Raw genomic sequence first — 207 nt, 5'->3', positions numbered from 1 at the left:
GACCCCGCGCGAGGTCGCCGCCGTCCTCGGCACCGACCCGGGCGTCACCCGCGAGCTCCTCGCGGCGGCCGCCTGCGAGGTCGAGCGCACCCGTGCCGCGCTCGCCGTCGTGGAGACCGGCACCTGCCCCAGCGTCGCCCGCCTCACCGGCGACAACCAGCTGCTCCTGTCCGCGGCCCTGCGCCGCGAACTGGTCCGGCACGTCGA

The 207-nt window shown here is 78.3% G+C and carries 1 pseudogene; it reads left to right on the top strand.

Annotation, left to right across the window (positions count from 1 at the left end):
• Positions 1 to 207 (top strand): annotated as a pseudogene (locus G3I40_RS20315) (hypothetical protein); the annotation flags it as partial.

The sequence above is a fragment of the Streptomyces sp. SID14478 genome (genome assembly GCF_010548525.1).
Lineage (GTDB): Bacteria > Actinomycetota > Actinomycetes > Streptomycetales > Streptomycetaceae > Streptomyces.
This window is presented reverse-complemented; position numbering and strand designations above follow the sequence as displayed.